Origin of the sequence: Ohtaekwangia sp. (genome assembly GCF_036568665.1) — a bacterium.
Lineage (GTDB): Bacteria > Bacteroidota > Bacteroidia > Cytophagales > Cyclobacteriaceae > Ohtaekwangia.
Genome location: NZ_DATCSD010000029.1, coordinates 1 through 26,474, shown reverse-complemented (window position 1 = coordinate 26,474; position 26,474 = coordinate 1). Strand labels below are relative to the sequence as shown.

General features: G+C 44.4%; 22 protein-coding genes and 1 pseudogene. 12 read left to right on the top strand and 11 right to left on the bottom strand.

The features are described from left to right. The first annotated feature begins 350 nt into the window (after nucleotides 1–350). Nucleotides 351–1,301, top strand: coding sequence for a hypothetical protein (locus tag VIN08_RS01550; RefSeq protein ID WP_331959175.1), 951 nt, complete (start codon nucleotides 351–353; stop codon nucleotides 1,299–1,301). Between the two features lie 138 nt (nucleotides 1,302–1,439). Here VIN08_RS01550 and VIN08_RS01545 read toward each other — a convergent pair whose 3' ends face one another. From VIN08_RS01545 to ald, 5 genes are all read right to left on the bottom strand, one after another. Beyond that, the gene (locus tag VIN08_RS01545) at nucleotides 1,440–2,138 is read right to left on the bottom strand and encodes an SOS response-associated peptidase (RefSeq protein ID WP_331959172.1); all 699 of its coding nucleotides are present in this window, start codon (nucleotides 2,136–2,138) and stop codon (nucleotides 1,440–1,442) included. A 67-nt stretch (nucleotides 2,139–2,205) separates the two neighbouring features. Continuing rightward, nucleotides 2,206–3,141 carry a YheT family hydrolase gene (locus VIN08_RS01540; protein ID WP_331959169.1) on the bottom strand — a complete coding sequence of 312 codons (936 nt, stop codon included), beginning with the start codon at nucleotides 3,139–3,141 and terminating at the stop codon, nucleotides 2,206–2,208. A gap of 4 nt (nucleotides 3,142–3,145) precedes the next feature. Further along, the gene (locus VIN08_RS01535) at nucleotides 3,146–3,673 is read right to left on the bottom strand and encodes a YfiT family bacillithiol transferase (protein ID WP_331959166.1); all 528 of its coding nucleotides are present in this window, start codon (nucleotides 3,671–3,673) and stop codon (nucleotides 3,146–3,148) included. Beyond that, nucleotides 3,666–4,442, bottom strand: coding sequence for a TerC family protein (locus VIN08_RS01530; protein ID WP_331959163.1), 777 nt, complete (start codon nucleotides 4,440–4,442; stop codon nucleotides 3,666–3,668). Before VIN08_RS01530 ends, VIN08_RS01535 begins: the two co-directional genes overlap by 8 nt. 165 nt (nucleotides 4,443–4,607) lie before the next feature. Continuing rightward, a complete protein-coding gene (ald, locus tag VIN08_RS01525; RefSeq protein ID WP_331959160.1) occupies nucleotides 4,608–5,720 on the bottom strand; it encodes an alanine dehydrogenase in 1,113 nt (370 codons plus the stop codon). 277 nt (nucleotides 5,721–5,997) lie between these two features. On the opposite strand from ald, the gene VIN08_RS01520 reads away from it, so the two are divergent. Further along, on the top strand, nucleotides 5,998–8,406 hold the full coding sequence (locus VIN08_RS01520; protein WP_414693230.1) for an alpha-ketoacid dehydrogenase subunit alpha/beta: 2,409 nt from the start codon (nucleotides 5,998–6,000) through the stop codon (nucleotides 8,404–8,406). Between the two features lie 54 nt (nucleotides 8,407–8,460). Here the strand turns inward: VIN08_RS01520 and VIN08_RS01515 are convergent, their stop codons facing one another. Then, nucleotides 8,461–9,321, bottom strand: a complete 861-nt coding sequence (locus VIN08_RS01515; RefSeq protein WP_331959157.1) for a hypothetical protein — start codon at nucleotides 9,319–9,321, stop codon at nucleotides 8,461–8,463. 35 nt (nucleotides 9,322–9,356) lie between these two features. Between VIN08_RS01515 and VIN08_RS01510 the strand changes: the two genes are divergently transcribed. Further along, entirely contained in the window at nucleotides 9,357–10,352 is a 996-nt protein-coding gene (locus VIN08_RS01510; protein ID WP_331959154.1) for an acyl transferase, read from the top strand. A gap of 414 nt (nucleotides 10,353–10,766) precedes the next feature. Further along, nucleotides 10,767–11,177, top strand: coding sequence for a DoxX family membrane protein (locus VIN08_RS01505; RefSeq protein WP_331959153.1), 411 nt, complete (start codon nucleotides 10,767–10,769; stop codon nucleotides 11,175–11,177). Nucleotides 11,178–11,239: 62 nt separating this feature from the next. Here the strand turns inward: VIN08_RS01505 and VIN08_RS01500 are convergent, their stop codons facing one another. Then, nucleotides 11,240–12,013 carry a class I SAM-dependent methyltransferase gene (locus VIN08_RS01500; protein ID WP_331959150.1) on the bottom strand — a complete coding sequence of 258 codons (774 nt, stop codon included), beginning with the start codon at nucleotides 12,011–12,013 and terminating at the stop codon, nucleotides 11,240–11,242. A 367-nt stretch (nucleotides 12,014–12,380) separates the two neighbouring features. Here VIN08_RS01500 and VIN08_RS01495 point away from each other — a divergent pair, with 367 nt between their 5' ends. From VIN08_RS01495 to VIN08_RS01465, 7 genes are all read left to right on the top strand, one after another. Beyond that, nucleotides 12,381–13,835, top strand: a complete 1,455-nt coding sequence (locus VIN08_RS01495) for a DUF4932 domain-containing protein (RefSeq protein ID WP_331959147.1) — start codon at nucleotides 12,381–12,383, stop codon at nucleotides 13,833–13,835. Between the two features lie 141 nt (nucleotides 13,836–13,976). Next, nucleotides 13,977–14,606, top strand: a complete 630-nt coding sequence (locus VIN08_RS01490; protein WP_331959144.1) for an RNA polymerase sigma factor — start codon at nucleotides 13,977–13,979, stop codon at nucleotides 14,604–14,606. Beyond that, complete coding sequence (locus VIN08_RS01485; protein WP_331959141.1) at nucleotides 14,596–15,450, top strand: hypothetical protein; 855 nt, start codon at nucleotides 14,596–14,598, stop codon at nucleotides 15,448–15,450. The genes VIN08_RS01490 and VIN08_RS01485 overlap by 11 nt, the downstream gene beginning before the upstream one ends. Nucleotides 15,451–15,510: 60 nt before the next feature. Continuing rightward, entirely contained in the window at nucleotides 15,511–16,728 is a 1,218-nt protein-coding gene (locus tag VIN08_RS01480; RefSeq protein WP_331959139.1) for a hypothetical protein, read from the top strand. A 237-nt stretch (nucleotides 16,729–16,965) separates the two neighbouring features. Then, complete coding sequence (locus VIN08_RS01475; protein WP_331959136.1) at nucleotides 16,966–18,300, top strand: efflux RND transporter periplasmic adaptor subunit; 1,335 nt, start codon at nucleotides 16,966–16,968, stop codon at nucleotides 18,298–18,300. Between the two features lie 11 nt (nucleotides 18,301–18,311). Beyond that, nucleotides 18,312–19,670 carry an ABC transporter permease gene (locus VIN08_RS01470; protein WP_331959133.1) on the top strand — a complete coding sequence of 453 codons (1,359 nt, stop codon included), beginning with the start codon at nucleotides 18,312–18,314 and terminating at the stop codon, nucleotides 19,668–19,670. Next, nucleotides 19,663–21,126: a TolC family protein gene (locus tag VIN08_RS01465; RefSeq protein ID WP_331959130.1), complete on the top strand. Its 1,464-nt coding sequence runs from the start codon at nucleotides 19,663–19,665 to the stop codon at nucleotides 21,124–21,126. The genes VIN08_RS01470 and VIN08_RS01465 overlap by 8 nt, the downstream gene beginning before the upstream one ends. Before the next feature lie 333 nt (nucleotides 21,127–21,459). Here VIN08_RS01465 and purB read toward each other — a convergent pair whose 3' ends face one another. Beyond that, on the bottom strand, nucleotides 21,460–22,797 hold the full coding sequence (gene purB, locus VIN08_RS01460; RefSeq protein ID WP_331959127.1) for an adenylosuccinate lyase: 1,338 nt from the start codon (nucleotides 22,795–22,797) through the stop codon (nucleotides 21,460–21,462). A 306-nt stretch (nucleotides 22,798–23,103) separates the two neighbouring features. Between purB and VIN08_RS01455 the strand changes: the two genes are divergently transcribed. Beyond that, on the top strand, nucleotides 23,104–24,222 hold the full coding sequence (locus tag VIN08_RS01455) for a ferredoxin--NADP reductase (RefSeq protein WP_331959124.1): 1,119 nt from the start codon (nucleotides 23,104–23,106) through the stop codon (nucleotides 24,220–24,222). 123 nt (nucleotides 24,223–24,345) lie between these two features. Here the strand turns inward: VIN08_RS01455 and VIN08_RS01450 are convergent, their stop codons facing one another. The 3 genes and pseudogenes from VIN08_RS01450 to VIN08_RS01440 form a co-directional block, all read right to left on the bottom strand. After that, entirely contained in the window at nucleotides 24,346–25,356 is a 1,011-nt protein-coding gene (locus VIN08_RS01450; protein ID WP_331959121.1) for a cation diffusion facilitator family transporter, read from the bottom strand. A gap of 7 nt (nucleotides 25,357–25,363) precedes the next feature. Continuing rightward, complete coding sequence (locus VIN08_RS01445) at nucleotides 25,364–25,615, bottom strand: CBU_0592 family membrane protein (RefSeq protein ID WP_331959118.1); 252 nt, start codon at nucleotides 25,613–25,615, stop codon at nucleotides 25,364–25,366. A gap of 30 nt (nucleotides 25,616–25,645) precedes the next feature. Beyond that, nucleotides 25,646–26,474, bottom strand: a pseudogene (locus VIN08_RS01440) (helix-hairpin-helix domain-containing protein); the annotation flags it as partial.

Sequence of the window (26,474 nt, the reverse complement as noted above, 5' to 3'; positions counted from 1 at the left end):
TGTCAAGAGGAAAGCTTAAAGTGAAAAGCAGAAGCTAAAACTATCAACGATGAACGGAATTGAATATCGAACAGGGAACATCGATCAACGAATGTTGAAGTATAAATACACACTTCTCCAAGTACCTCTAGTGGCTTGTAGCCAGAAGCTTTTTTTCCTCTGTGAGGGACTAAAACACTCGACTGAGCGTTATTTGGTGCATGAAAGACTTCCTAATTTTGATAATAAATGGGTTTTGAGAATCAGTTCTGCTTAAAATCCTTATTTTTGTTTGAATTACCCTGTTCATGCTGAGGGCATTTTTTGTATTTATTTGTGCTTGCCTGCTTTTAAGTGCCTGTACTCAGCGCATGATATGCCCTGCGTACCAGAGTGCTTTTATCTATGATAAGAATGAACTTCGTAAAAAATTCAGCTATTTCCAGGAAGATTCTACTCCTAAAGTATTCACAGCCAGTAAGAATAAGTATCTGATCGCGGAGCAGACCTCGTATCGGAAGAAGATCCGCAGCATGCAGACCGTGCCGATGAAGCCGGTATATGTAGCCGTGCCTGATTCACTGAAGCCCGACTTTGGTATGGATGGCGAAGATGGCGTTGTGCCGGGTGCAGAGCTTGATCTGGCAGCCCGTTCGGTGATCGATAGTATTTACATAGAAGATGTTCCGCGCGACACTGCCGCTGCTGAAGAAGATAGTGTATACATGATAACCAAAGACAAGGAGATCAGAGTACTGAAGTACGATTATCCTGATAGTCTTATCTATGATCCGGCCACGGGTAAATACGTTCCGAAAACACCGCGCTATATTGTAACAGAGGTAACGTTCAATGTAGAGCAGGATAACTATATGTGGTACCTGCGCGATTACCTGGTATTGCCGGATGTACGTCTTGCTAAGATGGGACAGGCAGCACAGAAAGCGGAAGCTGCCAAGGCTGCGAAGAAAGGATTCTTCGGCTTCTTCAAGAATATATTTAAGAAAAAGAAGAAAGAAGCACCGGCCGATACAACAACGATACAAACTATACCGGAACCTAAAGAAGACGACTTCGACTATGTAGATGAAGACGAACAACAGAAGCCGGTTGTTCAGGAACAGCAACAGCCTGAGAAGAAAGGTCTGTTCTCATTCCTGAAGAAGAAAAAGAAATCTACCGATGTAGGGACAAACGCGACAACGCCTGACGAAGAGAAACCTCGCAAGAAGAAGGAAAAGAAAGCGAAGAAGAAGAAAGACGATCCTGCTAAAGAAGATCCTGCAAACGAGGAGAAGAAAGAAGATGACGATGGATTTTGATCCTTTGTCCGTTACACGTTATCGGTTAATAGTTAGAAGGGTATATCAATACTCTGTGAACCTCTGGGCATTCTTTACGTAACGCTGTGCCATTGGATTTTTTCCACCACGGATAACAATTAACGAATAAAGGCTCTCTCAGTCAAACAATGTTAAATTACCAAACTGATCCGAAGCAGGAGCAGGGCGAATAAGAGAAGGCACATCAGTAGTAACATCGCTTATCCGTGGCGATACAGGATAGTGACTCATGTGCTCGGCACCATAAGCTTTTAATATACCCATCAGGTCATCCTCTGTACTGTTTTTATCAAGCCATACAGTTTCTTCGCGCGGAGTAAGTATCACTGGCATTCTCTCTTGTATAGCAGCTACCAACGGACTGGCTGGTGTAGTAATGATGGTAAATGTATGGAACTCGTTGCCATCAGTATCTTCATACTCTTCCCACAATCCGGCAAAAGAAAAAAGCTCCTGGTCAGTACAGATGCAACGATAGGGTATACGTGTTTTCTTACCGGCTTTCTTCCAGGCATAAAATCCATCGGCTGGTATAATACAGCGAGTCTTCATCAATGCTTTTTTGATAGCAGGTTTATCTGTGATGAACTCTACCTGCGTATTGATGATCTTTTCACTCAACGATTTATTCTTGGCCCACTCCGGTGATGTGCCCCAGTAAAAAGTAGAAACCCCCTGTGGCGATGAGTTGGTAATAACCGGGAGTAATTGTGTTGGACATGCGTTATACCGTGGCTTGAAAAATTCAGGAACATCCACAGAAAACCTGTCGCGTATCTTTTCAGGTGTAGCCGTAATACTGTAGTGTTCAATCATACATCAAGTGTTGAAAGCGTACGAAGTACTCTTGTTGGGTTATGGGTATATTTACCAAGCTGGCAAGTTAATCGTTTATAAAATGCATTGCGCGCTCTTCACTCCAATATAATCCATTTTTATTGAATTGAGCGAACCCGACATGACCGCCATGCGCGGGATTTTCAAAACGAACATAGGAGTGTCCTTGCAGTAATTTTACCGGATAGCAATCTTCACTGAGAAACGGATCGTTCTGAGCATTGATGATCAACGTTGATACCGGAATAGAAGAAAGAAATTGCAGGGAGCTGCACCGGGTATAATAATCTACCGCACTCTGAAAGCCGTGAAGCGGTGCCGTATAGCGATCATCAAAATCGATCAGCGAAGCTATAGTATCAATGTTACGAATGTCGAGCTCTTTTCGGGAGGCCGCTTTGGTGATGATCTTTTTCTTCAGACTCTTTAAGAAACGCTCGGCATAGATACGATTGGAGGGAAGCGAGATTTTCCGGCAACTGGTATATAGATTCAATGGTACTGAAAACGCTACAGCTTTTTGTATAGCGGGTAATGGTCTTTGTTCTCCAAGATACTTGAGCGTAAGATTACCACCGAGGCTGAAACCGATGAGTGTAATATCGTTATACCCGCTGTTGATCGCGTGCCGAACAATATAGTCCAGGTCATCCGTTGCACCGCTGTGATAGAAGCGCAATTGATGGTTCATTTCTTCACTGCATCCTCTGAAATTCCAGGCGAGTACATCGTACCCGTTGGCAATACACATCTTCGCCATGCCCTTTATATAGCCGCGTTGCGAATTGCCTTCAAGTCCATGCGATATAATTACCAGTCGCGAGGAGCCTTGTCTTATCCAATCCAGATCAAGGAAGTCATTATCAGGAGTCGTGATGCGTTCACGATGATAAGGTTTCAGCGCTACTCTTCTCAGCAACGCTGGATATATAGTTTCCAGGTGCGCATTAAAGAGGAAGAATGGCGGCTTATAACTCGTCAAGTTGTTATGATTGACCGGCTACAATTTTTATATGACCCAAATGATGTTCGCCATGCCACGCATACGAAGCGATGGCCTGATCGAGGCGTACATATTTTTTTGAATCGGGGTGATAGAATTTCTTCTCAAGATCTTTCTCTGTCAGACCTTTCAATAGCGTTGTCCATTTAGTGTGAAGCGCTTTTAACAGGTTGATGGAGATAGAAGGATCAGCCTGCGTCTCGGGTGTTAATGCCCAGGTTGTTTCATCGTATGCTTTGATCGTAGGTGTTTCCTCCGTCAGTGTCCACTTCACGCGTATATAGGCGTTCATGTGGCTGTCCGGTATATGATGTATAACCTGCAGCGCTGTCCATCCTCCGGGGCGATAAGGTGTTCCCAGTTGCTGTTGTGTAAGTGTGCTCACCAACGCCTCGATCTTTGCCGGTACGGCTTCTATTCGTTTGATGTTGGCTTGTACTTCTTCGAGGGTATAAGAATCCTTTGCCGTAAACCTGCCGATCGGATAACGCAGTTGCTCGTCATTATTCATGAAATTCTTCTTTAGCTTTCTTTCGCTTGTTACGTACACGAATATTTACCATCTCGATCATAAGCGAGAATACCACCGCGAAGTATATATATCCTTTGGGTATAGCATACTCGAGCCCTTCAAGGAAAAGCATAAAGCCGATCAATATCAGGAACCCGAGTGCCAGCACTTCCATAGAAGGGTGGCGGTTGATGAAATCACTGATAGCGCCCGAGAAGATCATCATGATACCAATGGATATAATTACTGCAGCGATCATGATAATAACATGATTGGTAAGACCTACAGCCGTAAGGATAGAGTCGAACGAGAAAATGATGTCGAGCAGAATGATCTGTATAATAATGCCGGTAACATTGGCTTTACCTTTTGATTCCTGTTCCAGATTATCTTCACCTTCCATCTCGTGGTTGATCTCGCGTGTACTTTTTGCGATCAGGAATAAACCGCCAAACATCAGGATCAGGTCGCGGCCACTGAAAGGATGATCGTGATCGCTGAACAAGTGAACGAGCTTACTGCCGATAATATCGGACAAGTGAAATAAAGGTTGTTTGAAAGATATAACCCATGTTATACCGAGTAACAGGAATATGCGAACCACCAAAGCGAGTATAAGACCCATATTACGGGTACGCGCTCTGATCTCGGGCGGCAGGCGATTGGCAACAATGGAAATAAAGATGATGTTATCAATACCTAATACAACTTCAAAAAACGTAAGCGTTAACAAGGCGAGCCAGGTTTCCGCGTGGACGAATATTTCCATGCCGTGTAGTTCCGGATTATTTGGCGCTAAAAATAGAATAAGTAACGCGATACTCCAAAAGAGGGTTGCTGCTTAACATGGTTATATTATTGCCCTTGCCAGCCCTAAATGACAAAAGCCGCTGGTTCAGGTACCATGCGGCTTTCGTTCGTAACCATGTATTGATTACAGGTATTTCTTTACATCAGTGTAAGGAAGATTGAATGCATCCGCTACTGCTTTATACACCACATCTCCATTGATCACGTTAAGACCATTGCGCAGTTCAAGGCTGTCCTGACAAGCTTTCTTCCATCCCTGCCCGGCAAGGCGAATCGCATATGGAAGTGTAGCGTTGGTAAGCGCAAGGGTAGAAGTATAGGGCACTGCACCCGGCATGTTCGCCACGCAATAGTGTACTACATCATCAATGATAAAGGTAGGATCTTCGTGGGTAGTAGGACGACAGGTTTCAATACATCCTCCCTGGTCTACAGCAACATCTACTAACACTGTTCCGGGACGCATTGACTTCAACATGTCGCGTGTTATCAGCTTCGGAGCTTTCGCACCAGGCACTAACACACCACCAATAATAAGGTCGGCATCTTTTATTAATTCACGAATGGTATATTCGTTTGATACCATCGTGTGTACATTCTTCGGCATTACATCATCCAGGTAACGCAGGCGAGTGAGGTTAAGATCAAGGATGGTAACATCCGCTCCCATACCGGCTGCGATCTTCGCGGCATTGGTTCCTACAACACCACCACCTAATACCAATACTTTGGCAGGCTTCACACCCGGAACACCACCCAGTAATATACCGCGGCCCTTCAAAGGCTTCTCCAGGTATTTAGCACCTTCCTGTATAGACATTCTTCCGGCTACTTCCGACATCGGTATAAGTAACGGAAGACTGGTATCGGGGCGCTCAACGGTTTCGTAAGCAAGACATACAGCACCGCTGGCAATCATGGCCTTGGTGAGTGGCTCGTACGAAGCAAAGTGGAAATATGTAAAGACAAGCTGATCTTTTTTGATGAGCTTATACTCTTGCTCGATTGGTTCTTTTACCTTCATGATCATCTCTGCCTTGCTGAAAATTTCAGCAGCATCTGCGATCAACGTTGCGCCTGCCTTTTGATAGTCTTCATCATAAAAGCCGCTGCCAACACCGGCAGTCTTTTGAACATATACCGTGTGGCCGCGCTTCACGAGTTCCTGTGTTCCTGCAGGAGTTAATGCAACACGATTTTCGTTATTCTTGATTTCTTTCGGGACACCAATAATCATAAGCGTTTATTAATAGATTGTTAATGAGCGGGTGCAAATATACAGTGGCACGGAGTATGAAAAAGGAGAGTATGAAAGATCATTTTTATTCGAAATAAATACCTGCAAACGAGAGATTCACTCATCTAAAATTCCGATGAAAGATGTTTGTCGAAATAAAATTTGTAATGCACCTTTCTTTAATCAGTTACTGCAATCGTTGGTGCTTTTGAAAGGTAAAACTATTCCCTATTTTTGACCTCAACAGGTTTCACCAAATCCCGAAATTTTGAGCGTGATAAAAGAAGCAAAGACAAAGTTCTCGCAGGCGAAAGTGAAAGATATACTTTCAGACTATCGCCTGGCAGTAGAAAGCAGGGAAGCCAGCATCATCGGCCGTAAAGAAGTATTTATGGGGAAAGCCAAGTTTGGCATCTTCGGCGATGGTAAAGAAGTGGCGCAGATTGCTATGGCGAAAGTATTTCGTAACGGTGATTTCCGCTCGGGGTATTACCGCGACCAGACTTTTATGTTTGCGATCGGTGAACTTACCGTGCAACAATTCTTCGCACAGCTCTACGCGCATACCGATCTGGAAGCAGATCCTTCTACGGCAGGTCGTTTAATGACGGGCCACTTCGGCACGCGTACACTGGATGCCAATGGTAAATTCAAAAACCTGATGGAGATAAAGAACAGCAGTGCTGATATATCTCCCACAGCAGGCCAGATGCCGCGCCTCCTCGGGCTTGCGTATGCATCGAAGCTATACCGTAACAACCCGGCATTGAAAGAGTATACTAATTTCTCTTCGAATGGTAACGAGATTGCTTTCGGTACTATTGGCAATGCCTCCACATCGGAAGGTATGTTCTTCGAAGCCATGAATGCGGCCGGAGTTTTGCAAGTGCCTATGCTCACTTCCATCTGGGATGATGCCTATGGTATATCTGTACCGGCCGAGTATCATACAACCAAGGGAAGTATATCAAAAGTATTGGCAGGACTGCAGCGTACAAAACACGAAAAGGGTTTTGAGATCATTACTGCAAAAGGTTGGGACTACCAGGAACTGGTAGAAGCCTATCAACGTGCAGAGAAAATATGCCGCGAAGAACATGTACCGGTATTGTTGCACGTAGATGAACTTACGCAGCCACAAGGACACTCGACTTCCGGTTCGCACGAGCGCTATAAATCGAAAGAACGTCTTGCGTGGGAAGCAGAGCATGATTGCATTCGCAAAATGCGCGAGTGGATCATTCAGGAAGTAATGGTATTGCCGGAAGAGATCGATGCTATTGAAAAAGAAGCAAAGCAATCGGCCAAGCTGGCAAAAGATCGCGCATGGAAAGCATTTATAGAAGACGTGCGCAAAGACCAGGCGATTGTTACGGATATACTGGAGAGAGCTGAAACGCAAAGCCGGTATAGCGAGGAGATCAATAAGCTTCGCACAGAGTTAACTACTGCGATCAATGCTACGCGACTGGATACGATGAAGGCTGCTAAAAAAGCACTTCGGTATTTACGCGAAGAAGATAGCGCAGTAAAGAGTGAATTGATCGAATGGTTACGAGCTTCGGATGACGATAACTTTAATCGCTACAGCTCGCATTTATATAGTGCATCAGAAGATGCTGCGCGTAATGTGGAGGTTATACCGGCACAATACAGCGACCACTCATCTATAGTAGATGGACGTGAAGTATTACAGGCATGTTTTGATGCAGCCTTAACCCGCGATCCGCTGGTGCTTGCGTTTGGTGAAGATGTAGGAAAGATAGGCGATGTTAATCAGGGCTTTGCCGGTTTGCAGGCGAAGCATGGTGAACTTCGTGTAACCGATACTGGTATTCGTGAGTGTACCATCATCGGTCAGGGTATAGGCGCAGCGTTGCGTGGCCTTCGTCCGATTGCAGAGATGCAGTATCTCGATTACCTCATCTATGCGCTGCCTACATTATCGGATGATCTTGCGTGTTTGCAATATAGAACCAAAGGCGGGCAGAAGGCCCCGCTGATTATACGTACACGCGGTCATCGCCTGGAAGGTGTATGGCATGCAGGTTCGCAGATCGGTATGTTGCTGCAAAGCCTGAGAGGTATATATATAATTACGCCTCGTAATATGACGCAGGCTGCCGGCTTCTATAACACCATGTTAAAGTCAGACGATCCCGCTATTATCGTGGAGTGTTTGAATGGCTATCGCCTGAAAGAACGTATACCCGATAACATCGGAGAGTTTACCGTGCCACTGGGTGTGCCTGAGGTTTTGAAAGAAGGATCAGACGTTACGATTGTTACCTATGGCTCCATGTGCCGCGTGGTAATGGAAGCTGCTGAAGACCTGGAACAGTTTGGTATATCTTGTGAAGTAATCGATGCGCAAACCTTATTGCCATTTGATGTTCATCATCGTATTGTAGAATCGGTAAAGAAAACGAACCGTATTATTTTTGCAGATGAAGATGTACCGGGCGGAGCAACATCATTTATGATGCAGCAGGTGTTGGAAGAACAGGATGCCTATAAATACCTGGATTCAAAAGCGGTAACAATTACTGCGAAGGAGCATCGCCCTGCGTATGCTTCCGATGGTGATTACTTTACCAAGCCGAATCCGGAAGAAGTATTTGAAACGGTATATGCGATGATGAATGAAGCAGACCCTGACAGGTTTCCTTCGCTATACGAGCGTTGAAATATATAGAAGCAAGGTATAATACGATAAATTGAGAAAGGGTAAAAGTAAATTTTACCCTTTTCTTTTGATGCCTTCCAGCGTTACATAGTCTGTTTCGATTATGTTGCTGACGTTGAGTGCGCGGTCCTTGATCTGCACACGAAGTTTGAATGACTGTGAGCCCAGCACGATCGCCAGACCTTCTGATTTCATACTATAGCGCAGCGTTCCTTCCAGCGGCACACCCGTTTTATCAGATAAGCGCGGGAAACGTCCATCGAATGAAGGACCACACTCAGTACCAGTTATAGTCTCCCAGTCAAGTTCTGTTCCATTGCTGAGAATGAAGTCAACCGTAATGTTATCGTAGTTAGGGTTCTCCTGTGTATAGAATATTTCTTTGATTTCGTACAAATCTTTGTTCTGCGGATTCGAGCTGCGCAAAGTATCGGTAATATTATACGTTGCATCAAAGATGGCTTCATCACCCTTCTCTACATACAAAGTATCGAATATATAGGTGTTACAGGTATAGGGATAAATATAGGGAGGCATCTTGCTGGAATAAGCCGGATCTTCCAATGTGCGATTCGTAGCAAGTTTACCCTGCTGATTCTCGTTCAAATATATAATAGGTGGAATGTTGGTGTAAGGCGAAGTAGTGGGTATAGGAATAAGTTGCCCGTTGTTTTGCAAAAAGTAATTGCGCGGGTGATACGGATAAGAAATTTCATCGGCACCCAGACCGAGGTCGCCATCGCCATCACGGAAATCGATCGAGAGCACGAGAGAATCCAGCGCATCGACCTCTGCGTAAAAATCAAGACCTGCCAGGTTAATGCTTGGCTGATTAGGATATTCCGGTGGGCTAAAGCATGCGCTGACCACCACTACTAAAACCCCAAACAGCAATAGACCCTTTGTAATTTTCATTCTGTATTTTTGAACCCGGTTAAGTTACGTAACGCTTGGATACTTTTAAAAGTTTTGAATCTACATTATACACCGTTAACGATCAAACCTTTGTTGATATTGCTATAGAGGTCTTTCGTTTTCAGGCGGTTAACAACCCGGTATACCGGTCGTTCATTCAGAACCTGTCGGTTGATGTCCACGCGGTTCGCTCCCTGCAGGATATTCCGTTTCTGCCTATCTCGTTCTTCAAGAGTCACACCGTTCAAAGTGGTGTATGGCAACCGGAAATTACCTTTACCAGCAGCGGCACTACCGGTGCATCGGTGAGCCGGCATGCATTGGCAAATTTGGAGTTTTACCAACAGCATTCGCAGCGGTGCTTTGAATATTTTTTCGGCCCGCTCTCAGACTATCACTTCCTGGCATTGTTACCCTCTTATCTTGAGCGACAAGGATCGTCTCTTATTGCTATGATGGATCACTTCATCAGACAAAGCGGATCAACCTATTCATCGTACTATCTATACCAGGTGGATAAATTATTGCAGGATATTGAAGCGCTGCGCAGTAAAGATTCCAGGAAAATAATTCTGTGGGGTGTTTCGTTTGCTTTACTCGACCTGGCCGAGCAACATGCCGGTATAGATCTGAGTCACTGTCTCGTGTTTGAAACTGGTGGTATGAAGGGGAGAAGAAAGGAAATTACACGAGCGGAGCTGCACACGATCCTTCGTGAAAAACTGAATGTTACCGGAATATTTTCAGAATATGGTATGACGGAATTATTATCCCAGGCCTACACAAGGGGCCAATTCCTATTTACCTGTCCGCCCTGGATAAAAATTATAGGGCGCGACATTACAGATCCGTTGAGCAAGGGGTTACTTCGTGAAACGGCCGGCATTAATGTGATAGATTTAGCAAACTATCAAACGATATCATTCATCGAGACCGAAGACCTGGGTAAAGTTTATGAGGATGGTACATTTGAAGTACTGGGTCGTATGGACAACAGCGATGTGCGTGGATGTAATCTGATGATCGTTTAAGATTCCGGTATATTGTTTGTTTTGTTCTTAAAGAAGTTTATTTTTGTTGAAGTTCAATCCCACAGAAATGAAAAAGATTGTTTTATTTGCTCTCTTAGCAGCCTTCATATCAGCGTGCAGTCAATATACCTGCCCGACTTATACCAAGAAAGAGGCTCCCAAGCAATCCGGCAAATCCGTTTCACAAAGAATCTAAAGAGTATTTATAGCGCAAGTTCCTGAAGTATAGATCTTCAGCAGCGGGCTAACAATATTTCCCCAAGGAAACTGCATTATACAGTTTCCTTTTTTGCTTTACATACCTCGATAATTCCATGCATCGTCTTCCAGGTGACATTTGTGTCAAGACCCGCTGTATACTTTTGACGTATATCTGGTATCGGAACAAATAAACCCTCTAACCTTTAACGATATATGAAAAGTACATCTGTTTTCTATTGGATAACCCGCATCGTGGCGGCACTCATTATGGTGCAGACACTATATTTTAAATTTTCAGCGTCAGAAGAATCAGTATATATTTTTACAACGGTAGGTATGGAGCCGTGGGGCAGAATACTGGTGGGTATACTGGAACTGGTGGCTTCTGTATTGATACTGATTAATGCTACGGCCTGGCTGGGTGGATTGCTGGGACTTGGACTGATGGCCGGAGCAATTGGTATGCACCTTACTATACTCGGTATATCTGTAAAAGGCGATGGCGGCTATCTTTTCTTTTTGGCGCTGGCTGTCACCATGTGTTGTTTATGGATAGTATATTATAATCGCTGTAAGGTACTGTCAGTAATACAAGTGTTGCGCAGCCGCCTGCACGTCAAATAGATAAGTGTATACGATGGACTGTATATATACCGGGTGGTAAATTACAGTCCATAGTTTTTTAGCTATACTTTAACGCCTTTATAGAGTATCTCGCCTTTTACCAGGCCGAATTTTTTTCTTGTCTCTTCCGGTAATACATTCACAAAATCGTCTTCAATGGCCTGAAGTCCGGCAAGCTCCATTCGCTTCGGATAGTCGTGTCCGTATTTGCGTACGTGATCATCCTGGCCGAAGATTTTTTCACGTTCGCGCGGATCGGTAATGGAGTTATCTTCAAATGTAGTTTCTGGAATGGGGTTGAAGAATGGCACCTGCAGTATAGCAAAGCCACCAGGTTTCAATACGCGGTGTATCTCGCGCATCGCCTGTATATCGTCACGCACATGTTCCAGCACGTGATTGCAGAGCACAGCATCAAAGGTATTGGCAGCAAAAGGAATCTCGTGGATGTCCATCTTTACTTTTGCCAGTGGCGACTCTATATCTGCCGTTATATAGTGGTCACCATGAATTTGTTCAAGGCGTTTTATAAAGCATGCTTCCGGTGCTATATGCAGCACGTGAAGTTTACTTTTAAAGAAGTTGGTGCGTTCGTGCAGGTATAGCCATATAAGTCTGTGCCGCTCTAACGACAAACAGTTCGGACACAATGCATTCGGCCTTGGATTGATACGCCCGTAGGGCATGAACGAACGGTAATGGCTACTACACACCGGGCATTCTACTGCATTGCCACGATAGAAAAACGCAGCAACAACTTTCAGCCCCAAACCACCTGCACGCTGCAGGTATTTACGCGGCACAAACCGGATAAGCCAGGAAATAATTTTTTTCATGCGGCCGCAAAGATATTCAAAAATAGATACTGGCTGCTAGGGTAACTTGGGCGGGGAGTGGAGCCTTTTACTTAGTTGCTGGCTCCTGGCCGCTGGAGGTGTGAATGGAATTAGTAGTGTGTCTTTATACTTCGACATTCGTTGATCAGTGTTCCTTGTTCGATATTCAATTCCGTTATTCGTTAACCGTTATCCCGTTAATGCAGGTAAGGTTGGTACAGTGCTCTCTTAACTTCCGGTCTTCCCCGACTTTTCGTCTCTCTGCATTTATACTTCTACATTCAATAATCTATGTTTTTGTTCGTTATTCAACGCAACTGTATATGTAAATTCATGCAGTTGTATATCATAATCCCAATCCCTATATATGAAACCAATACTCTTCGTTTTTGCTGCGCTAAGTTTAGCAGCATCTGTTTGGGGCCAAACCGTTGAAGAAACTTACCCTGAAACATTGTGGTGTCCCAACGATACTTTTGCGCTCAAGTTTAAAGGCAATCCAAATTTATTTCGTTATCCAGTAAGCAGAAAAGACAATAGAAGTCCCGGCACCGATGCAAGCCTGGATAATTATATTATGGTATACTACGGTACCGATAGTGTTAAACTTCTCTATAACAACAAAATACCGTATGCCCATAATCTCTACATACGTTTTGAATCACCGAAGGGCAAAACAACATTACGGGTTCACTTCAATAGCATAGCGAACTACTTCACACCCGAATACATGAAGAAGAATCTGGGTAACGTTCGATTCGATATTCCTGAAGTGTATGAACTGGCCAATATCATCTGGACGCTTTCACCTAGTGGTCAGCGTGCATCAGACTTGTATAACGAAGGCGAATATTATAAGCGGATGATTGCTTATTTCAAGCCCTATATGAACCATCCTGTTTTGAAAGCCCTCGACTTTCCAGACAGTCTACGTGCTATTAAGTACTACGACTTCCGGGAAAATAGTTTTGCTTTTAATTTCCAGGACCCCAAGACGGGATCAGCCAATACAACACTTTTGTTTAACGGTCCCTATTATTACGGCTATGGCGATGAGCTGGCAGACAACAGTCTTTTTGGTAAGCTCAAGCCTTTAGTGGAAGACTTCGCCAGGAAATCGAAGTTCAGGCAGTTCTACAAAAACAATCTCGTATACTATACAAAGGCAATAGAGCGAGAAAAACACTTGCTGCCCGTACGGCAGATGTGGAGTTGGCTCGAAGAACAATTCCCTCAAAGCCAGTGTCAGTCTTACAGAGTGGTCTTCTCACCGCTCATTTGGCGCTCACACAGCACGCAAAGGTACTCGACCTATGATTATCCCAATAATAAATGGTTCACTGAAAATGTAATGTTTATATGTGGCACACAGCAGTACGATAATATGCGAGGGGCTGATGAGAAACAAAAAGAAGGATTAATGTCGGGTATACTCTTCACCGAGATCGACCATAACTATGTAAACCCTGCTACCAGCCATTACACAGGGCAGGTAGATAGCATCTTTACCCAGCGGAGTTTCTGGGCAAAACGCGGCAATAGCAGCGATTTCTATACAAGCTCTGTAAGTGTTTTTAATGAATATATGACCCATGCTGTTTTCTGCCTGTATATATTATCCACCTACGACAAATCTACAGCCGACTACGTAATACGTCAGCGAGAAGAGTTGATGGTAGAGAATAGAAACTTTATCAAATTCAAAGAGTTCAATCGCGAACTTATCAGGCTAAGCCAGGAGCATAAAGATTTAAAAGCCGTTGACCTTTATCCATACATATTGGCGTGGTGTAAGCAAACTTTACCCAAGGCGGAACAGTAGCCGCTGGCAAGTCAGAGCTGGTATCGAATTGAAAGCTGGCGGCTTTTAAAAAAGATTTATCTTGTTAAAACTTTTTAAACAGCCTCGTCATCTTTACTATAGAAATGGCGTAAAAGCCTAAATCCTTCGAAATTTGACCTCATGGCCGAGACTTTACTCGACATCGCGATGATGCATTCCGACACCCTAATTGCCCGGGCGAAACAGGGAGACCAGAATGCGCAAGGCAAGCTGGTTCAGTTGTGGTACAAACGTATCTACAACTTCAGCTACAAGTTCTTTATGGATCACGATCTGGCTATGGAGGTATCACAAAAAACATTTATCTCCATGTGCCGCAGCCTGGCTGGCCTGCAGGATATAGCCAGGTTTAAATCATGGCTCTACAAGATTGCCGTAAACTATTGTCGCGAAGAAGCCCGCAAGAAAAAAGGAAGCCGGTCACTGTCGTTCGATGTGGTCTGGAACCGTGAAGCTGAAGATTCACCTGCCTGGGAATCATCGTCACAACGGTATGCCAACCCCGAGAGTCAGTTCAGGCAGTCGGAACTTTCTGATATTCTGCAGCAGGCCTTGTGTGAGCTAAGTGATGAACAGCGCGAAGTGGTGATCATGAAAGAATACGAAGGATTAAAGTTTCGTGAGATTGCAGAAGTGCTGAATATATCAGAGAACACCGTGAAGTCGAGAATGTACTATGGACTGGACGGACTGAAGAAAATTCTGGAGCGAAAAAACATTACTAAAGATACGATTGGCTATGAGCTATAAACCGGATCAACAGGATTGGATGGCATACCTCTATGGCGAACTGGAGGGAGAGGAGAAGGAAAAGATGGAACACTATCTTTTGTCGGATGCCAATGCCCGTAAGGAGCTGGAGAGATATCAGCAACTTCGAAAAATGCTGGGCGCAGTAGAAGATAAAGAAGTGATAGCTCCGCCTATCGTTTTAGGCGACAGTGGTCAGCAACGCTTTATCTGGAACACGCCAACGTTCCGTACGATAGCAAGTATAGCAGCATCTTTACTCATCATTATGCTGGTAGGTAAATTTACCGGTACACAAGTGAGTCTGTCGGGTAATGAATTCAAGATCAGCTTTGGTGAACCGAAGAAGACTGCTATACCGGTTGTTGAATCAGCGCCATCGCTCACAGCAACGGATGTACAGCAGATGATCAACCAATCGCTCGATCAGAATAATATAGCGATGCAGGCAAGCTGGAAAGAGACACAGCAAAAACTGGATCAATCGATCCGGAGTAACCTTGCGTCTAACTCCGGTAAAATTGATCGGCTGGTAAAAGAAGCATCCACGGCTTCACAGGAACAGATCCGCCAGTTTGTATCAACCCTGCAGAACCAGAACACCGAAGTAGTAAAGAATTACTTCCAGCTCTCATCAACCGAGCAGAAGAAGTATATCGAGAACCTGCTGGTAGATTTTGCCAAGTATCTGCAGCAACAACGTACGGATGATATGCAACTGGTGCAAACACGACTCAAGGCACTGGAGCAGAACACCGATATATTCCGTCAGGAAACAGAACAGATACTTTCCAGCATCATTACTACGGTAGGGGCAACGGAAACAAAAGAAACTAAATATTAAAGCATACAGCAGAAGCTGTAAAAGAACTGAATCAAGTAACCACTGAACAATTTTAAGTATATGAGATCTATTATTCGGGTATTGATGTGCGGATGGATGGCAGTGATGCTCGCAGGGCATGTTGCTGTGGCGCAAAAGACGGGTATCGATGAAGAGCGTATGCGCCGTGATATAGGTGTGGCAGAAAACGTATTGAGCACACTCATCAAACAGCAATTCAGCAATCAGCGAACATTCTTTCCGCTGGAAGTAAAAGGGAATTACCAGGAAGGCTATGGTGTAACATTTTCTCTTCCTGCTGACTATACTACTCCTATAGCTTTTTCGCTGGGAGCAGGCGGAAGTAATAATGTATTTATCTATGGCGAAGATGAAGATGGTGCTGCCACGATCGATATACGTGGCAATGAGGAAGAAGAAGAACACGAGAACCAGGCCGTTTCCAATGGAAAGACCTATAAATACAAATTGAAAGATAAGGGCGGTAAAGCAAGAGCACGCACGGATATGGATAGCGTTCGCGATTCATACAACCTGAAAGTGATTGAAGCGGCAAAAGAATTTTTGCTCGACTACAGCGACCTGATCTCTCAGCTCGGTCCGCAGGAAAGAATTATTATTACCAACCAGGGCAATCAGCCACGCATGTGGGTAAATCAATACTTCAATGCACCGAAGCGTACGCACCTTTCCATCGAAGCATTAAAGTCAGATATAGCACAGTATAAAACCGGTAAACTGAATCGCACGCAGGCACTCACGAAAATAAAAGTAGTGAATACAGAATCGGTGGATGCGGTTGAGCCGGACCTGGAATTACTCTCCAGTATATTTTCACGACTGTATCGTTCGGACCTTTCCAAAACATACTTCACAGAAGAAAATATATACTACGAGCGTTTGAAAGACTATGGTGTGATCTACTATATGCAGGTATATAGCAGCAATGAGCGCGACTATAAACGCTTTGATATGCCTACGCTGAATATGGAAGATGTAGACCAGCCAACACGCAACAAGAAAGTGGTAGAGCTTTACCCAACCTTTGAGCGTGAATTGAAAGACAATGTATTGGAGTATGGTAAAACACTGAAGAGTCTGAAAGATGACGAAGTGTTGATCTTCCAGGTTCGCGTTACACGTTGCTCGGGCTGCGGTATACCTTCTTCCCTGGAGGTATCGGTAAAAGGTTCTGTGCTAAAAGAACTGAGTGCCGGTAAACTGGATAAGAATGCTGCTATAGCCAAGCTCGCAGTAAAGAAAGGCGAGAACCAGTAGTAAGTAAGCGATAAAAATATATAGTGCCGGTAAAACAATAAAAACTTACCGGCACGTTTGTTTTATACCATTCGTGTAGAATTTTAAACTGATGGCCGCTTATATGTAACTATTCAGACGTATAGAAGTAGATATAGAAAGGATGGACCAGTGAAGTTGGGAGTGATTGACAGGTTAGTGTACCATCTGCGATAGCACGTATTTTTCATTAACCTAACTCATAAACTCCTTCTGAAAATGAAGAAAAAACTCCTAATCGGTGGTGGAGCATTGGTATTGCTTCTGGTTGTGTTTTTTATTGTTCGAGGTAACAAATCAAATGAAGTAGCCGATGTAATGGCCAGCGTAAAGCGCGGTCCGTTCAAAGTTGAGATCGAAACAACTGGCGAACTCGAAGCCAAAAACTCTGTAAAGATCTTAGGTCCTTCACAACTCCGTGACTTCCGCATCTGGAATGTTACCATTCAAAGTATAGTAGATGAAGGTACTGTTGTAAAAAAAGGCGATTGGATTGCTACACTCGATCGTTCTGAATTTCAAAATCGTTTTAATGAAAAACAGATCGAGTTGGAGAAAGCAAACTCCAAGTATGTGCAAACACAACTCGATACCACCCTCACCATGCGCCAGTCGCGCGATGAACTGGTCAATCTGAAATACGCAAAAGAAGAAAAGAAAATTATACTGGAGCAATCCAAGTATGAGCCACCGGCTACCATTAAACAGCACGAGATTGATCTTGAAAAAGCTGTGCGTGCCTATGAGCAGGCGTTGGAGAATAACAAGATCAAGAAGAAGCAGAACATAGAGAAGATGCGCGAAGTATCGGCTGAACTTCGTAAGGTGCAGAATGAATTTGGCTCGATGACAAAAGTAATGGAGTCGTTTAATGTTACTGCTCCGGAAGAAGGCATGGTGATCTATGAAAAAGGTTGGGATGGAAAACCGATCAAGGCAGGTTCGCAGATAAATATGTGGGAACCTACTGTGGCAACATTGCCCGATCTTACCAAGATGATGTCGAAGACGTATGTCAATGAAGTAGATGTTCGTAAAGTAAAAGCCGGGCAGGACGTACAGGTTGGTCTTGATGCTTATCCGGATAAAAAACTTACCGGTAAAGTTATCCGTGTAGCCAATGTAGGCGAGCAGCGCCCGAACTCCGATGCAAAAGTATTTGAAGTAGCGGTAGAGATAGATGGTACAGACCCGAGTCTTCGTCCGTCCATGACAACCAGTAACCGTATCGTTGCAAGCGTGGTTGACAGTGCTATGTTTATACCACTGGAGTGCCTGCATAGTCAGGCAGATACAATCACCTACGTGTTTCGAAAGGATGGTATCAATACGATAAAGCAGGAAGTGATCATCGGTCTCACCAATTCCAACGATGTGGTGATCCTTGCCGGCCTGAAAGAAGATGACCGGATATACCTGTCTGTGCCACCGGGTATGGAAGAAGATGAGATTGCGCTGTTAAAGGAGATGAATGGCAAGCGCAAGAAGAAAGAAGACAAACCGGAAGAAAAGAAGGAACAGCCTATCAAGACACTGCCTACAGCATCCAACTAATATATACTGCTATGTTTTCACCCCGTGTACTGGCAAATCTCTCCATTGCTATAGGAGCAGTTATTTCCAATAAAGTCCGGTCGTTGCTTACAGCACTCGGCATCATCTTCGGTGTAGCGGCCGTAATTGCCATGCTCGCCATTGGTAATGGAGCACAACGCGAAATACTCGACCAGATCAAACTTGTCGGTGTAAATAACATCGTGATCAAACCGATCGTAGAACAGAAAGAAGAGAAGATCGAAGAACAGGTAGGACAAAAGGATAAAAAGAAATTTTCTCCCGGTCTTACTATACGCGATGTTCATAATATCAAAACTACCATTCCCGGTATAGCGAGCATCAGCCCTGAAATTATACTCGATACATACGCGGTTCGTAGCGGGTTAAGACGCTCTGCCAAGCTGGTAGGAGTAGAGCCGGTATATTTCGAGATATATAATTTTAACCTGCAGGATGGTAAAACATTCACCAAAGATCAGGAAGACCTCGGAGCTCCGGTATGTATAGTAGGAAGCTCCATCAAAGCGAAATTTTTTCCAACCGAAAATCCCATCGGCAAGAATATAAAAGTAGGGCAGCACTGGCTTACCATTGTGGGTGTATTGCAGGAACGGGCCGTGTCGCAGTCGAGCATCAGCAAGCTGGGGATTCGTGATTTCAATATGGATATATATACACCTATACAATCGGTGCTGATTCGCTATAAGAACCGCGATAAGATTACCGGTGAACAATTACGACTCGAATCCATGCGCAGTCGCGGTATGGTATCAAATACCAATACGTCCGATCAGAATGAACAGGAGAAAAAGAATTACCATCAGCTCGATCGCCTGGTGATACAGGTAAATGAAACGAACCAGCTTACCCCCACTGCAGAGATACTATCGCGATTATTGCAACGCAGACATTACGATGTAGTGGATTATGAAATAGAGATACCGGAAATGTTACTCAAGCAGCAACAGCGCACCAATGATATATTCAATTACGTGCTGGGTGCTATAGCCGGTATATCGTTGCTGGTAGGAGGGATCGGTATCATGAACATTATGCTTGCCTCTGTACTGGAACGTATCAAGGAGATCGGGCTGCGTTTGTCTATCGGTGCCAAGAAGAGTGATGTTGTGCAGCAGTTTCTTTTTGAAGCCGTGATGATCAGTGTTACGGGCGGTATCATTGGTGTAATACTCGGTGTTACACTGGCATTCCTCGTATCGAAGTTTGCCGGTATACCTACTATTATCAGTTTTACTTCTATCATTTTATCATTTGGTGTAGCTGCCACGGTCGGGTTGATATTCGGTATAGCACCGGCCCGCAAAGCAGCCAGCCAGGACCCGATTGCATCTCTACGCTATGAATAAACTAACTCCTCTACCTGTACTTTTTGTTATACTCTTCCTCGTTCCATCATTCGGCTATAGTCAGCGGGTGTTTGCCCTGGAAGATATTATTGCCCGTTCGAAAGAACAATCGCCTGCATCGAAGCAGGCAGAAACACGGAAAGAAAACCGTTACTGGCAATATCGGTTTTATAAAACAAACTATAATCCGCAGTTGCGGCTCGATGGAAGTTTACCCAGCTATTACAAGCGCGTAAACCAGATACCACAACAGGATGGTACCTTTCGATATATACCGGTAGAGCAAACCAACAACAACCTTAATCTCAGTTTGCAGCAGCCCATCAGCTGGACCGGTGGAACGATCTCGGCCAACAGCAGTCTCGGATATTTTAAAGACTATAAAGAAGCTTCTGCCCTGGCAACACAATGGAGCGGTACGGTAATGAATGTACAACTCAATCAACCACTCTTCTCATTCAATCAACTTCGCTGGGATAAAAAAACGGAACCACTTCGCTATGAAGAATCGAAACGTGAATATGTAGAGCAGATGGAATTTATATCGCGCGAAGCAGTAGACCGTTTCTTCAATGTATTGCAGGCGCAGATCAATTTGCAGATCGCTACCTTCAACCTGGCCAATAATGATACTATATATAAGATTGAACAAGGCCGCTATAATATAGGTACTACCTCGCAGGATAAACTCTTGCAGGTAGAGTTGCAGTTGCTGCGCTCCAGGCAGGCCGTTGCGCAGGCCAAGCTCGACCAGGAAACTGCCAGCCTGCAGCTGCGTACTTATATAGGATTAACCGAAGGTGATAATCTTTCGCTGATACTGCCTGAGTCCATTCCGGAGTTTGCCGTTACGGTAGACGAAGCGTTGCAGCGCGCACAACAAAACCGCGCAGCATTTATAGCCTTTGAACGAAGACGCATTGAAGCCGATCGTGAGATTGCTCAGGCGCGTGGGCAACGTTTTCAGACAGAGCTTACCGCTGCCTTTGGTCTTAACAACAACGGACTTGTGGTGAATGATATATATAATGATCCGTCAGAACAGCAACAGTTCAATCTTACACTGAGTGTTCCTGTGCTCGACTGGGGGCGCAACCGCTCGCGCATGCGCACGGCATTGGCTAACAAAAAACTCAACGACTATATCATCGCACAGGATGAAGTAAATTTCGAGCAGGAGATTATGACGCAGGTACGTCAGTTTGAAATGCTTCGCCTGCAAATAGAAATTACCAAGAAGTCGGACGAGGTGGCAACGGAAAGGTATAATGTAGCACAGAATCGTTACCTGATTGGTAAGATCGATATAACAAACCTGAATATAGCGCTCACGGAAAAAGACGATGCCAAGCGAAGCTATATACAGGCCCTGAAATCTTTCTGGACGGCTTACTACGATCTGCGAAGATTAACACTATATGATTTTTCGAAAAAGCAGTTGCTGTACGTGGAGTAGTTTGGTTCCCACAGAATTCACAGAAATGCACAGAATAAACAGCCACTTGTTTCCCGCGGATCTCGCAGATTTTCGCAGAAAGAAATACAAGCTAAAGGCACAAAGTTTAAAGCTTAATGTATACTCCACTTCATTATTCGTTGATCGATGTTCCTTGTTCGATATTCAAAATGCAAATATTTCCCACGGAATTCACAGATTTGCACAGATGAATACATTTGTTCTCCGCAGATAGATGCAAGCAGAAAGCGTAAAGCAAAAAGCTGAAAGTAGTAAGCAGAGTGTATTTCACTTTCAGCTTTCCACTTTCAGCTTTTTTGCCAGCAGCCTAAACTATATCCCGGTATAGGTAAACGGAGTGATCTCTTTCAGCTGATTCTTCAGCTCCGGTTTGATGTTGAGTTCATCAATAAACTCGGCTATACTTTGTTGGGTTATTTTTTCGTTTTTGCGCGTGAGTGCTTTCAGTGCTTCGTATGGATTCGGGTAACCTTCCTTGCGCAGTATAGTTTGTATAGCTTCGGCTACAACGGCCCAGCTCTCGTTCAGGTCGCGGTCTATCGCGGCTTTGTTCAATTCCAGCTTACTCAAACCACGCAGCAGCGATTGTATCGCTACATAGGTATGTGCCAACGGTACACCTATATTTCGTAATACTGTCGAGTCGGTAAGGTCGCGTTGCAGACGGGAGATCGGAAGTTTACCGGATAAGAACTCAAATATAGCATTGGCAAATCCCAGGTTGCCTTCTGCATTTTCAAAGTCGATCGGGTTTACTTTGTGCGGCATAGCCGATGAACCTACTTCACCTTCCTTGATCTTCTGCTTGAAATATTCCATCGATATATACTGCCATACATCGCGACTGAAATCGATCAATATGGTGTTAATGCGTTTCAGGTTATCGAACAACGCAGCGAGGTTATCGTAATGTTCGATCTGTGTAGTAGGGAAGCTGCGCACCAATCCGAGATGATGGCAGAACTCATCTCCAAATTTATTCCAGTCAACGGCAGGGTAAGCCACCGCGTGTGCGTTAAAGTTACCGGTAGCGCCACCAAATTTAGCAGCATGGGGCACCGCCTTCAGTTGATTCAGTTGCTTCTCCAGTCGTGCAGCAAACACCATGATCTCTTTACCGAGACGGGTAGGAGATGCCGGCTGGCCGTGTGTAAAAGCAAGCATCGGTATATCTTTCCATTCAATAGCCAGTACGTTGAGTTTGCTCAGCAGCATCTCGATGGTGGTGAGATATTCGCGCTCTATAAATTCTTTCAGCAACAAGGGTATAGCCGTGTTGTTGATGTCCTGCGAAGTGAGACCGAAGTGGATAAACTCTTTGAAAGGACTCAGCTTCATTCTGTCGAACTCGCGTTTAATATAATATTCAACCGCCTTTACATCGTGATTGGTAGTTTTCTCAATGATCTTGATCTCCGTGGCATGCAACTCGGTAAAATTCTTATAGAGTCTGCGCAGGTCGTTGATCATGTGAACCGGGAAATCTTCCAGCTCCGGAACGGTGGCCGACATGGCGATCAGGTATTCGATCTCGACCTGTACGCGGTAGCGCATCAATCCAAACTCAGAGAAATAAGGGGCCAGTGGTTTAACAGTTTCGTAGTACCGGCCGTCTACGGGCGATATCGCGGTCAGAGGATTTAATTGCACGTTGTCAAATTGTTAAGGCCCAAAATTAATCGCTTGCAGCCATACACCAAAATCGGATGCACGACAGCCGTTTTTACTCCATTTACCGCGATTTGAATGGTATGACAGTAATTGAAACAGGATTATACACTGTGGATGCTGCTGCCGGATTTACCTTTTACGGATACGATATTACTCACTACTTTTGTGGAGGAATAACTATTTATAGAACTATTCGGCAAGTATAGTGCATAAAGTAAATACGATGCGCGCTTGGTTTATACCACCCGAACGCAGATAATTGTTAATTGATAACAGCAAACAGAAATGGCTTTTAGTTTTTTTAAGAAATCGGAGAAGAAGGAAGAACCGGTACATAACGGACCGCATTACTACGACCTGAAGGTGAAGAACATTGTGAACGAAACAAAGGATGCGATCACGATTGTATTTGAACAACCTGCCGGTAAAAAGATACAGTATAAATCAGGACAATTTCTGACGTTGATTGCCCCGGTGCAAGGCAAGGAAGTGCGCAGAGCCTATTCGTTGTGCAGCTCGCCTTTTACTGACGATGATCTGGCTGTTACCGTAAAGCGTGTAGAGCAAGGGTTGATGTCGAACTGGTTGCCTGATAATCTCAAAGCTGGGCAGTCTCTCAAAGTAATGGAACCGATGGGACAGTTCACTACCGAGTATGATGCCAAGCGCAAGCGACACCTCGTGTTGTTTGCCGGTGGATCGGGAATTACCCCGATGATGTCGATCATCAAAAGTATATTATCGCAGGAACCGGAAAGTATAGTATCACTCATCTATTGCAACCGCGATATAGACAGCATCATTTTTCGCGATGAGCTGGATAAATGGCAAACGAAATACGAAGGACGTATACATGTAATTCACGTGCTCGATAATGCACCGATGAACTGGCAGGGATATTCCGGTTTGCTGAATCATGATATGCTTGTAAAACTTTTTGAACGTATACCCAATTGGGGGCTGGAAAAAACTACTTACCTCATGTGTGGTCCGGAAGGGATGATGAAAAATGCAGAGGTCTTGTTGGGCGAGCATAAAATTCCAAAAGAGAAAATATTCAAGGAGAGCTTTGTGCAGGGTATACTGGATAAGAAAGAAGAAAAATCCGCTGCTGCTTCCGGTGAAGCAAAGACCCGCGAAGTTACCATTCGTTATGACGGCCAGGAATATAAAGTGGCTGTTGCTCCACAAGATACCATTCTGCAAAGTGCATTGGATCAGGGTATAGATCTTCCATACTCCTGCCAGAGTGGGCTATGCACAGCATGTCGTGGTAAAGCGCTGAGCGGTAAAGTAAAACTTGATGAAGAAGAAGGACTATCACAATCAGAACGCGCAGAAGGATATGTACTCACCTGCGTGGGTCATCCGCTTACCGATGATGTAGTGATTGAGATTGGATGATTGGTTTAAAGTTCAAAGTTCCTTGTTCAACTTTTTTGGTTCAAGGTTCTTTGTTTTCGTTTTGCCACGGATAATCACTAACATTTAACGGATAACGTTTCTCCAATAACGAAAAAGCACATGCTACAACATGTGCTTTTTGTTTTGCGATATATTCTCCACCGTCCAGGTGATTCTTTTTACCAGCGCATGCTGGCGCACGGGGCAATCACTTTTTATACAGATAGGACACGATGTTGGGAGACAGCCATCGGTGTGAATAAAAAATTCGGCTGAGTTACCAAAGCGATCGCGCACCAGGTTGGTAAGTTTGTCGATCTCCAGATGTGCTTCATGTACATTCAGATACCACGGCACCGTAAAATGACAATCGAGGTGCAACTGATTGCCATACTTGATGATGCGCAGGTTGTGGAGGTCTACCCAGTTCTCTTCGCGGTTGCTGTTCAGTACGTCAACCATTTTTACCAGTAACTCTTTATCCGTTTCATCCATGATACCGGCCAGTGAACTCCGCAGGATTTTATACCCGGTTACGAGAATGATAATAGAGAAAATGATCGCTACAACACTATCGAGCCAGAGCACATCCGTGAAATATACTATAATAAGTCCGGCAGTAATGCCGAGTGTAGTATAGGTATCCGATTGCAAATGTTTACCACTGGCTTGCAGTGCCATGGAATTGTTTCGCTTGCCGGTGCGCAGGCAGATCATACCCATAATATAGTTGAGCACTGCCGTGATGCAGATCAGCACCATACCAAGATCCAGTTTTTCCAGCGTTTGTGGATAAACAAGATTGCGAATTGCATTGTATATAATGAGGAGTCCGGCAACAACAATGAGACTCCCTTCAAGCGCTGCCGAAATAAATTCTATTTTACCATGACCATACGGATGGTCTTCGTCCTGGGGTTTGGCTGCAACGTACAGGCTATACAGTCCTACAAACCCCGCTACGATGTTTACAATACCTTCCAGCGCATCGGTGAGAATAGCCACCGAGCTGGTAAGGTAATATGCCACGATCTTTACTATCAGCAGTCCGATAGAAAGAATCGCGACCCCTTTTTGAATCTGAATGTTTTTTTGTGAAGCTTCCACTACCCGCAGTCCTGAAGAAGGCTGCAAATAACAATTAACTTTTTAAATTACGAAGTGTTTTTATAATGGCCGGAATGGCAATAATCACCCACACCACGTTGATAAAGGTATTGGCATACGCCTCTTTGTAAATGGTATATACTACCAGGAAAATGCCACCGGTAAAGTTCAACGCATAGAACATCAGCGAGTCAGATCGCAGCCGCTGATAACTGTTGAGGCCATACGCCACGATAACTTCAATGGAGCCAATCCAGCCTAGAATGTCGATAAGTGTTTCGCTCATGACTCCAAAATACAAAAGATGTTGGCATCGTCAGAATTTTATGCGCGCCTGTAGTTTAACATCGCTTCGCGTATTCCCATCGATGGTATCAACGCCGGAGCCGATCGATGTTCGATCATTATAACGTGTAATCGCGTAGCGCAGCCAGAAGCTCACATTTTCATTCAGTTTGTATTCCAGTAATATATACTTGCGCACACCTTCGCCATAATAGGCGGGAAGTGAGAACGCCAGCCACACATCATTTTCATATACATATTGCCGATTGTCGTAATTATCTGTATCGAATAAAGCGTAACGAGCGGTGACCTCAAACCGGGCAATGGAAAAACTGATGTCTTGCATCAATGCCAGGCCGTGTGTGGTGTGATGATCAATAGTATAGGAGCTTCCCTGTAATCGCATCTTTAAACGGAGTCCCTGTATAATAGAGGCATCGCATTGCAGCCAATAATTATACTTCTGCCCAACCGATAGTGTATAGAGTGTAGCAGTATCACCCGCAGTGTTGCGCGACTTTACTTCTTCGCGCAGCTGTGCGAAGAAAATTATTTTTCGTGTGGGCTGATAGTGCAAGCGCGTCAGCCACTCGTATCCGGTAGAAGGAGCATAGATCCTGTACTTGAGCCATGGAAAGCGAAAGAGGTCTATATATCCTGCCAGCGAAAGCCTGCGATGGAAGGTATATTTCCATCCCCAATAAGTGCCTGTTTCATTTTGCGTGGTACTGCTTTCCGCGAAAGCGTTCGAGTAAAAAGAGGTAAACGACCTGCTATAATTTCTGTGTAGCAAGGCCACATCAAGATGTTTGGTGAGGCTGCCCAATATACCGGCTATATAAGCATGACCATGTTGAAGA

What these genes read in the sequence shown, in the direction of transcription:
- VIN08_RS01495 (WP_331959147.1), top strand. Translation starts at nt 12,381, where the DNA reads ATGAAACCAATACTCTTCGTTTTTGCTGCGCTAAGTTTAGCAGCATCT.
- VIN08_RS01515 (WP_331959157.1), bottom strand. Translation starts at nt 9,321, where the DNA reads ATGAAAATTACAAAGGGTCTATTGCTGTTTGGGGTTTTAGTAGTGGTG.
- VIN08_RS01455 (WP_331959124.1), top strand. Translation starts at nt 23,104, where the DNA reads ATGGCTTTTAGTTTTTTTAAGAAATCGGAGAAGAAGGAAGAACCGGTA.
- VIN08_RS01505 (WP_331959153.1), top strand. Translation starts at nt 10,767, where the DNA reads ATGAAAAGTACATCTGTTTTCTATTGGATAACCCGCATCGTGGCGGCA.
- VIN08_RS01545 (WP_331959172.1), bottom strand. Translation starts at nt 2,138, where the DNA reads ATGATTGAACACTACAGTATTACGGCTACACCTGAAAAGATACGCGAC.
- VIN08_RS01550 (WP_331959175.1), top strand. Translation starts at nt 351, where the DNA reads ATGATATGCCCTGCGTACCAGAGTGCTTTTATCTATGATAAGAATGAA.
- VIN08_RS01485 (WP_331959141.1), top strand. Translation starts at nt 14,596, where the DNA reads ATGAGCTATAAACCGGATCAACAGGATTGGATGGCATACCTCTATGGC.
- VIN08_RS01535 (WP_331959166.1), bottom strand. Translation starts at nt 3,673, where the DNA reads ATGAATAATGACGAGCAACTGCGTTATCCGATCGGCAGGTTTACGGCA.
- VIN08_RS01480 (WP_331959139.1), top strand. Translation starts at nt 15,511, where the DNA reads ATGAGATCTATTATTCGGGTATTGATGTGCGGATGGATGGCAGTGATG.
- VIN08_RS01490 (WP_331959144.1), top strand. Translation starts at nt 13,977, where the DNA reads ATGGCCGAGACTTTACTCGACATCGCGATGATGCATTCCGACACCCTA.
- VIN08_RS01470 (WP_331959133.1), top strand. Translation starts at nt 18,312, where the DNA reads ATGTTTTCACCCCGTGTACTGGCAAATCTCTCCATTGCTATAGGAGCA.
- VIN08_RS01500 (WP_331959150.1), bottom strand. Translation starts at nt 12,013, where the DNA reads ATGAAAAAAATTATTTCCTGGCTTATCCGGTTTGTGCCGCGTAAATAC.
- VIN08_RS01445 (WP_331959118.1), bottom strand. Translation starts at nt 25,615, where the DNA reads ATGAGCGAAACACTTATCGACATTCTAGGCTGGATTGGCTCCATTGAA.
- VIN08_RS01465 (WP_331959130.1), top strand. Translation starts at nt 19,663, where the DNA reads ATGAATAAACTAACTCCTCTACCTGTACTTTTTGTTATACTCTTCCTC.
- VIN08_RS01475 (WP_331959136.1), top strand. Translation starts at nt 16,966, where the DNA reads ATGAAGAAAAAACTCCTAATCGGTGGTGGAGCATTGGTATTGCTTCTG.
- VIN08_RS01530 (WP_331959163.1), bottom strand. Translation starts at nt 4,442, where the DNA reads ATGGAAATATTCGTCCACGCGGAAACCTGGCTCGCCTTGTTAACGCTT.
- ald (WP_331959160.1), bottom strand. Translation starts at nt 5,720, where the DNA reads ATGATTATTGGTGTCCCGAAAGAAATCAAGAATAACGAAAATCGTGTT.